Genomic DNA, 7,361 nt, shown 5'->3' with positions numbered 1-7,361 from the left:
AATCCATTGCAGTAACATAACTAACAGTAATCCTTGAACTAGATATCTAAAATTATATTTTAACAAAAATAAAAAACATATTACATAAATTAAAGCTAAAATCAAACTTATAATAGAAGATTTTTTTAAGCTATTATTTGTACCATATATACCTAAACATAAAGATGGCATAATATATATAGATTTTAATAATGATAATAGTAAAATTAGTATATATAATTCTTTTTTAAAGACAAAAATAAATGGCATATAGTCATAAAAAGCATATACTGCAATGGAATTAATTAGAGATATAAAAATGGCAATTAATAAAATAATAAGCATATATTTAATATACTTTTTCTTATTAAAATTTTTATCATTTCTTACTTTCGGACCTAATGCAAAACCAATAAATGCTATAACTGCTAAAACAACTGAGTTAAATACTGTATTATAAGTAAAAATTAAAGAAGAAATTTCTTTTTTATTATAAATATTAATTAAAAATTGCTCTCCATAATTAGCAATAACTAGACTAAAACTATGTAAAAACAAATAAAATCCAACTATAGTATTCATTTTAAAATCATTAGAATTAGATTGATTCTGTAAATAGATATTGTTTTTAGAAAAAATATCCAAAAAAACAACAAACAACATCGATAGTGTTAATAGCAATGGCAAATTTAAATTAAAATTAAAAAAATAAAAAAATACTAAAAAAGCTAAAAAAATTATTTTCCAAAAATTTGTTCTAATTTGGGATTGTGTTAAATTACCATTAGCTCTATAAAAACCTGCTTGAAACATCAAATATGAATAAGTAAAACCTATCACCCCCATATAAATTGATTTTTCAAATGTTTGAAAATAGTAAAAAACGCAAATAATTATTAATGATATAATAAAACTCTGTACTAAAAATTGTTTTTTTAGTACAGAGTATGAATTTATATTTCTTAACAGTAGTTGATCAAATCCTAATATACAAATTGATCCTACTATAAAAATTGAAGACTTATAGAAAGCCCAATCAGCGATAATATTATTATCATCAAAACTTATAACAAAGAAATCTGTTAAAGTAAAAGCAGCTACACTTAATATATATATTAACAAAGAAAGTATATTTTTTTTATTAAATTGCATTGATTTCACTTACCAAACGTTCACCTATTTTCTTAGCAGGATTTCCAGCATAAATTGAGTAAGGTTCTGTATTTTTTGTCAAAACTGCTCCTGCAGCTACTATACTGCCCTCAGCTATTTCATTTACAGATTCTAAAATCATGCTATTAGCACCTATCCATGCATAATCTTGAATTGATAAATTTGAAAAAACTTTCTCATTTTTATTCCAATCCTTATATACTCCATGCACATTATGATTATGAGTGAATATTTTTACCCCTTCTGATATTGCTACATGATTACCAATCTGTATACCTCCAGAGTAGTCTATATAAGCATATTCTCCCACATGAACACTTTTTCCAAATTTGATAAAACTTCCTTCATTAGGATGTGCTTTAACTATTTTCACGTATTCAGCAACATAAAATAAATTCGTATTAAACATTTTTTTATGTGCATACCATCTTAAATTTCTAAAAAATTTTAATGAGAATAATGGTCCACTTGTGAGAATAATTAAAAACTTAAAAAATAATTTCATAAATTACTCAAAAGAAAAATTCACGTCCTTGTGAAATAATAATTAGAGACTTACTAAAGAAACAACATCTTTTTTAGTAAGATGAGTGTTGTTCTTAAACTCCTTATGAGCGACTAATACTACTTTAATATCAGCTTTATTCGAATCATCTAAATTAACCAATTGAACTTTACCTATTAATTTTTCTGGTAATTCATTAATATTTGGTTCAATTGCCAAAATATTTAAACCTTGCTCAGCAAGCTTTTTAGTAATTTCTAAAGCTGGACTTTCACGCAGGTCATCAATATCAGGTTTAAAAGCCAGACCATAACAAGCCACAGTTACATCTTTAATGGTTTTTTCTGGGTTTGCCTGTAGAAACTCCGCAATCTTAATTTTTACCTGTTCAATCACCCATTCAGGCTTCGAATCATTTACTTCACGGGCAGTACGAATCAAACGTGCCTGTTCAGGGGTTTTCGCTACAATAAACCAAGGATCAACTGCAATACAGTGCCCGCCTACACCCGGACCCGGCTGTAAAACATTGACACGCGGGTGGCGGTTAGCAAGTGCAATCAGTTCCCAAACATTAATATCGAGCTTGTCACAAATAATTGATAATTCATTGGCAAAGGCAATGTTTACATCACGAAATGAATTTTCTGTGAGTTTACACATTTCCGCGGTACGTGCATTGGTCTCAATACAACTGCCTTGCACAAATGTTTTATACAAATTACATGCAGCAGTTGAACAACGTGTTGTCATACCACCAATAATTCGGTCATTACTAATCAGTTCTTGTAAAACTTTGCCTGGCAATACACGTTCAGGACAATGCGCAACTAAAATATCTGCCTGCTCGCCTGCCTGTTCAGGGAAGGTTAAGTCTGGGCGCGCTTCAGCTAACCATGCCGCCATTTGTTCAGTCGCACCTACAGGTGAAGTTGACTCAAGAATGACTAAATTACCCGGTTTTAAGTAAGGGGCTAAAGCTTTAGAGGCTACTTCAATATATTTAAGGTCAGGCTGATAATCATCTTTAAACGGTGTGGGTACTGCAACAATATATGCATCTGCCTCAACTGGCGTGGTTTGTGCAGATAACATGCCCTTTGCAACGACCACTTTCACTAAAGCATCTAGGTCAGGTTCAACAATATGTACTCTACCTTGGTTAATCATGTTGACAGCATGCTGATTAACATCCACCCCAGTCACTTGAATGCCGTGTGCAGCAAAAGTCGCTGCTGTCGGTAAACCAATATATCCAAGACCAATAACACAAATATGTTTAAATTGATTATTCATAATATTACTTACACTTACTCAGTTATTCTTCAAAAATTCAATAATTTGCTGACATGAAGTTCCATCACCATACGGGTTGTGGGCTTCTGCCATTTGTTTATACAACTCATTATTTGTTAATAAGTCCGTTACATATTTTTCAATTAATGTCGTATCTGTTCCTACCAGCTTAACTGTACCTGCCTCTACAGCTTCAGGACGTTCAGTGGTATCACGCATGACCAGTACAGGCTTGCCTAATGAAGGTGCTTCTTCTTGAATGCCACCAGAGTCAGTTAAAATTAAATAACTGCGATTCATGAGGTATACAAAAGGCAGATAATCCTGAGGGGCGATTAAATGAATATTTGAAATACCCGATAAAAGTTCATTTACAGGTTTTTGTACATTTGGATTTAAATGCACCGGATATACAATTTGTACATCTGAATATTTTTGAGCAATATTTGCCAATGCCTGACAAATATTTAAGAAGCCTTGACCAAAGTTTTCACGGCGGTGCCCTGTAACTAGAATCAATTTTTTATTTTCATCCAAGAAACTGAATTGCGTTTTAAAATCAGCAATAAGTTTATGATCAGTTTCTACTTTTTCTTTCACCTTTAATAAAGCATCAATTACAGTATTTCCTGTAATTGTAATATTTTCCGGATTAATATTTTCTTTAATTAAATTATTATAAGAGGACTGAGTTGGTGCAAAATGATAATTTGCCAATGCTCCGGTTAGTTTACGATTAGCTTCTTCCGGCCAGGGTGAGTAAATATCACCGGTGCGTAATCCAGCTTCAACATGACCAATTTTCACCTTGTGATAGTATGCTGCCAATGATGCTGCAAAGGTTGTTGCCGTGTCGCCATGCACCAATACAACATCTGGTAACCATTCTGTGAAAACCGCCTCTAAGCCCTTTAGAACTCCAGAAGTTACATCAGAAAGTGTTTGACCCGGTTTCATTAAATTTAAATCAAAATCAGGAGTCAAATTAAAAAGTTCAAGCACTTGATCCAACATTTGACGATGTTGACCTGTTACACAGACCTTTGTTTCGAAGCTTTGGTTATTTTGTTTTAACTGTAATGCCAAAGGCGCCATTTTAATTGCTTCGGGTCTTGTACCAAAAACAAGTAGAACTTTTTTCACGCAAAATCCCTATCTAAATTATAGTAAAAATAAGACTTAAATTCAGATTAATATTCTAGCAATTTTAATGCTTATTTTAAATAAAAGATTTTGTTTACTTTTTTTACCAAACTCTATTTATGGTATTAGTGGAATAAAAAATATATTGATGCTTATTAATAAAAACTCTTATTAATAGCTGCCTATTATCTATTAAAACCAGATACATATTTATTTAATAATGTATATAGCGGTTTTGTTTCAATATTTTCCCGACTCAATATATTCAGGCTGTCAAAAACCGTTAAAATTTCTTGCCATGGATAATATGTTTCATAAGACTTTAATATTCTAGAATGTTCTGTATTTTCAATGTTTTCCTGATCTATCAATAACTCTTCATACAACTTTTCACCCGGACGTAACCCTGTAAACTGTATTTCAATATCACCCAGTCCATTTTCATCAATGGGACGAAAACCGCTTAAGCGAATCATTTGCTTGGCCAAATCGACAATTTTGACCGGCTCTCCCATATCCAATAAAAATACGTCACCGCCCGTACCCATGGCCCCTGCCTGAATCACCAGCTGGGCTGCTTCAGGAATGGTCATAAAGTAACGTGTCACTTCCGGATGCGTCACCGTAACCGGTCCGCCTTGGGCAATCTGCTTTTTAAACAAAGGTACAACAGAACCGGAAGAACCGAGCACATTACCAAAACGCACAATACTGATCTGGGTTTTAGGATGGGTTGATGCTAAACCCTGACAATACAGCTCGGCCATACGTTTAGAAGCCCCCATGACATTGGTCGGGCGCACGGCTTTATCGGTGGAAATTAAAACAAAGGTTTCCACACCCTGATTCACAGCTGCATCAACACTGCGTGCGGTACCAATCGAGGTGTTATAGATACCTTCAAAAGGATTGGCTTCTACTAAGGGCACATGCTTATATGCTGCGGCATGGTAAACCGTTTGTACTTGGTATTCTGCAATAATGCGTTCTAGCTTTTGTTGGTTAGTGACTGAACCTAATATTGGTACAATTCGAATGCCTGCGTTTTGTAACTCACGGTCAATTGAATACAAGGCAAACTCTGACATTTCAAACAAAATGAGGCACTTCGGCTGATGTTTCACGATTTGACGACAGAGTTCAGAGCCAATCGAGCCTCCCGCCCCTGTGACCATCACGACTTTATTTTTAATATTTTTTTCAAGCAGCTCAGCTTTGGGGGGCACCGGATCACGGCCAAGTAAGTCGATAATATCTACCTCACGGATATCCGAGATTTGCACCCGACCATCGACCAACTGGGTTACCCCTGGCAGTTCCATAATCTTCACATCTGCAGAATCAAACGACTCAATGATCTCTTTTTTACGCGCACGTCCCACCGATGGCATCGCCAGGAGAATTTCTTCAATGCCAAATTTACCTAACTTATTTAATGCACGTTTGGGGGAATAAATATTTAACCCACTTAAAGATTGCCCTTGCAGGGATTTCTTATCATCAATAAAACAAACGGGTAAATAATCATCTGAGCGATTTAAAGCTGCTGCAATTTGCTGACCTGCAAGGCCTGCACCATATATTGCGACACGTTTACGGGTCTGTTTCTTGGCAAAGGTTTTAATCGTTGCATAGCGAATGACAGCACGACTCCACCACATGTAAGAAAACAGCATAAAACCGTACATGAGTGGAATACTCATCGGGATAAAGGCGACATCTAACTTTTTAATTGCATATAGCGCTACAATCTGTACAAAGGTACCAATGGATATACGTAACAAATAATCTTCATTAAATGAACGGACAATCGCACTATAAATGCCAAGCAATGCAAAAATAGCAACGCCTAAACTGCCAATATACACATACCAGCTGTCTAACCCTTGCATCACTTGAACATTGGGGCGCGCCAAGCGAATGGCATACGCCATCCACATCATGAGCGGTAAGACACACAGATCCATCAGCACCAAAACAATCTGTTTTTGGCGACGCGGTAAAGATGCTATAGATCGAATAATGTCTTTCACAAAGCGCTCGAATTTAGGGAATAGAAAATTAAACAAGGCGCAAATTATACGCCTTTTCTCATTTAGATTTTAATGATGACCTGCTGAATAGCATCTACGGTTTTCTGAATGCTTTGCTCAGACAAAGTTGGATGCACCAAGAACATGAGGCTGGTCTCACCCAACTGTTTCGCATTTGGCAAACTTTCAACCGGACGCCACTTTGTTCCATCAAAGGCTTTTTCCAAATACACTTCTGAACATGAACCGCTAAAACAGGGTACGTTTAGCGCATTAATTTCCGCCATGATGCGGTCCCGTGACCATCCTTCAGGCAAAGCATCAATATTGACTTGTACATAACATTTATAGGCTGCGTGTACATAATCATCAGATGGTTTTGACACAGTGAAATATGGGCTATTTTCAAACGCCGCCTGAATACATGCCATATTACTGTTGCGTTTTTCCGTCCAAGTCGGCATCTCGATCAGTTGCAGACGACCGATCACCGCCTGCATTTCCATCATGCGCCAGTTGGTGCCAAAGGAGTCATGCAACCAACGGAATCCCGGTGGGTGTTGTTTATTATAGACGCTGTCAAAGTTTTTACCGTGATCTTTATACGACCACATTTTTTTCCACAATGTTTCATCATTGGTGGTGACCATGCCGCCTTCACCACCGGTGGTCATAATCTTGTCCTGGCAGAAGGACCACGCCCCGATATGGCCAATTGAACCTGCTGATTTGCCTTTATATTTGGCACCATGCGCCTGGGCACAATCCTCAATCACAAAGATGCCTTTTTCCTCAGCCAGTTGCATGATCGGATCCATATCACACATCCAGCCGGCCAAATGCACACAAATAATGGCTTTGGTATTTGGCGTAAGCACCGCTTCAATGCTACGGCGTGAGATGTTTTGTGAATCCAGTTCAACATCGGCAAAGATCGGATTCGCCCCTGCAGTGACAATCGAACTTGCTGATGCTAGGAAAGTACGTGAGGTGACAATCACATCATCGCCTGCACCAATCTCTAGAGCTTTAAGTGCCACATCTAGGGCAACCGTGCCATTGGCCAATGCCACGGCATGCTGCGTTCCTGCAAACTGTGCAAATTCCTTTTCGAATTCACGGCACTCCTGCCCAGTCCAATAATTGACTTTATTGGAGAGAAGGACTTTTGAAACCGCATCCGCTTCGGCTTGCGTAAAACTTGGCCACGGTTCAAATGCGCTGTTTAACAT

6 protein-coding genes are annotated in these 7,361 nt (G+C 36.6%); all 6 read right to left on the bottom strand.

The window, feature by feature from the left end:
• The coding region (locus B2Y23_RS05660; RefSeq protein ID WP_291369536.1) for a hypothetical protein at positions 1–1,131 on the bottom strand (1,131 nt) is incomplete at its 3' end.
• Positions 1,121–1,657: an acyltransferase gene (locus tag B2Y23_RS05655; RefSeq protein ID WP_291369534.1), complete on the bottom strand. Its 537-nt coding sequence runs from the start codon at positions 1,655–1,657 to the stop codon at positions 1,121–1,123. The genes B2Y23_RS05660 and B2Y23_RS05655, both read right to left, overlap by 11 nt.
• Before the next feature lie 42 nt (positions 1,658–1,699).
• Positions 1,700–2,953: a UDP-N-acetyl-D-mannosamine dehydrogenase gene (wecC, locus tag B2Y23_RS05650; RefSeq protein WP_291369532.1), complete on the bottom strand. Its 1,254-nt coding sequence runs from the start codon at positions 2,951–2,953 to the stop codon at positions 1,700–1,702.
• Positions 2,954–2,971: 18 nt separating this feature from the next.
• A complete protein-coding gene (gene wecB / locus B2Y23_RS05645) occupies positions 2,972–4,096 on the bottom strand; it encodes a non-hydrolyzing UDP-N-acetylglucosamine 2-epimerase (RefSeq protein WP_291369530.1) in 1,125 nt (374 codons plus the stop codon).
• A gap of 185 nt (positions 4,097–4,281) precedes the next feature.
• On the bottom strand, positions 4,282–6,129 hold the full coding sequence (locus B2Y23_RS05640) for a polysaccharide biosynthesis protein (RefSeq protein WP_291369528.1): 1,848 nt from the start codon (positions 6,127–6,129) through the stop codon (positions 4,282–4,284).
• Positions 6,130–6,191: 62 nt separating this feature from the next.
• Complete coding sequence (locus B2Y23_RS05635; RefSeq protein ID WP_291369526.1) at positions 6,192–7,361, bottom strand: DegT/DnrJ/EryC1/StrS family aminotransferase; 1,170 nt, start codon at positions 7,359–7,361, stop codon at positions 6,192–6,194.

This window comes from Acinetobacter sp. UBA5934 (assembly GCF_002430855.1).
GTDB lineage: Bacteria > Pseudomonadota > Gammaproteobacteria > Pseudomonadales > Moraxellaceae > Acinetobacter.
Note: the sequence above shows the minus strand (reverse complement) of the source record. Positions and strands in the feature narration are given on the sequence as shown.

Bases quoted from the DNA above. Each gene is read 5' to 3' on its own strand.
- B2Y23_RS05655 (WP_291369534.1), bottom strand. From the start codon at position 1,657: ATGAAATTATTTTTTAAGTTTTTAATTATTCTCACAAGTGGACCATTA.
- wecC (WP_291369532.1), bottom strand. From the start codon at position 2,953: ATGAATAATCAATTTAAACATATTTGTGTTATTGGTCTTGGATATATT.
- B2Y23_RS05635 (WP_291369526.1), bottom strand. From the start codon at position 7,361: ATGTTAAACAGCGCATTTGAACCGTGGCCAAGTTTTACGCAAGCCGAA.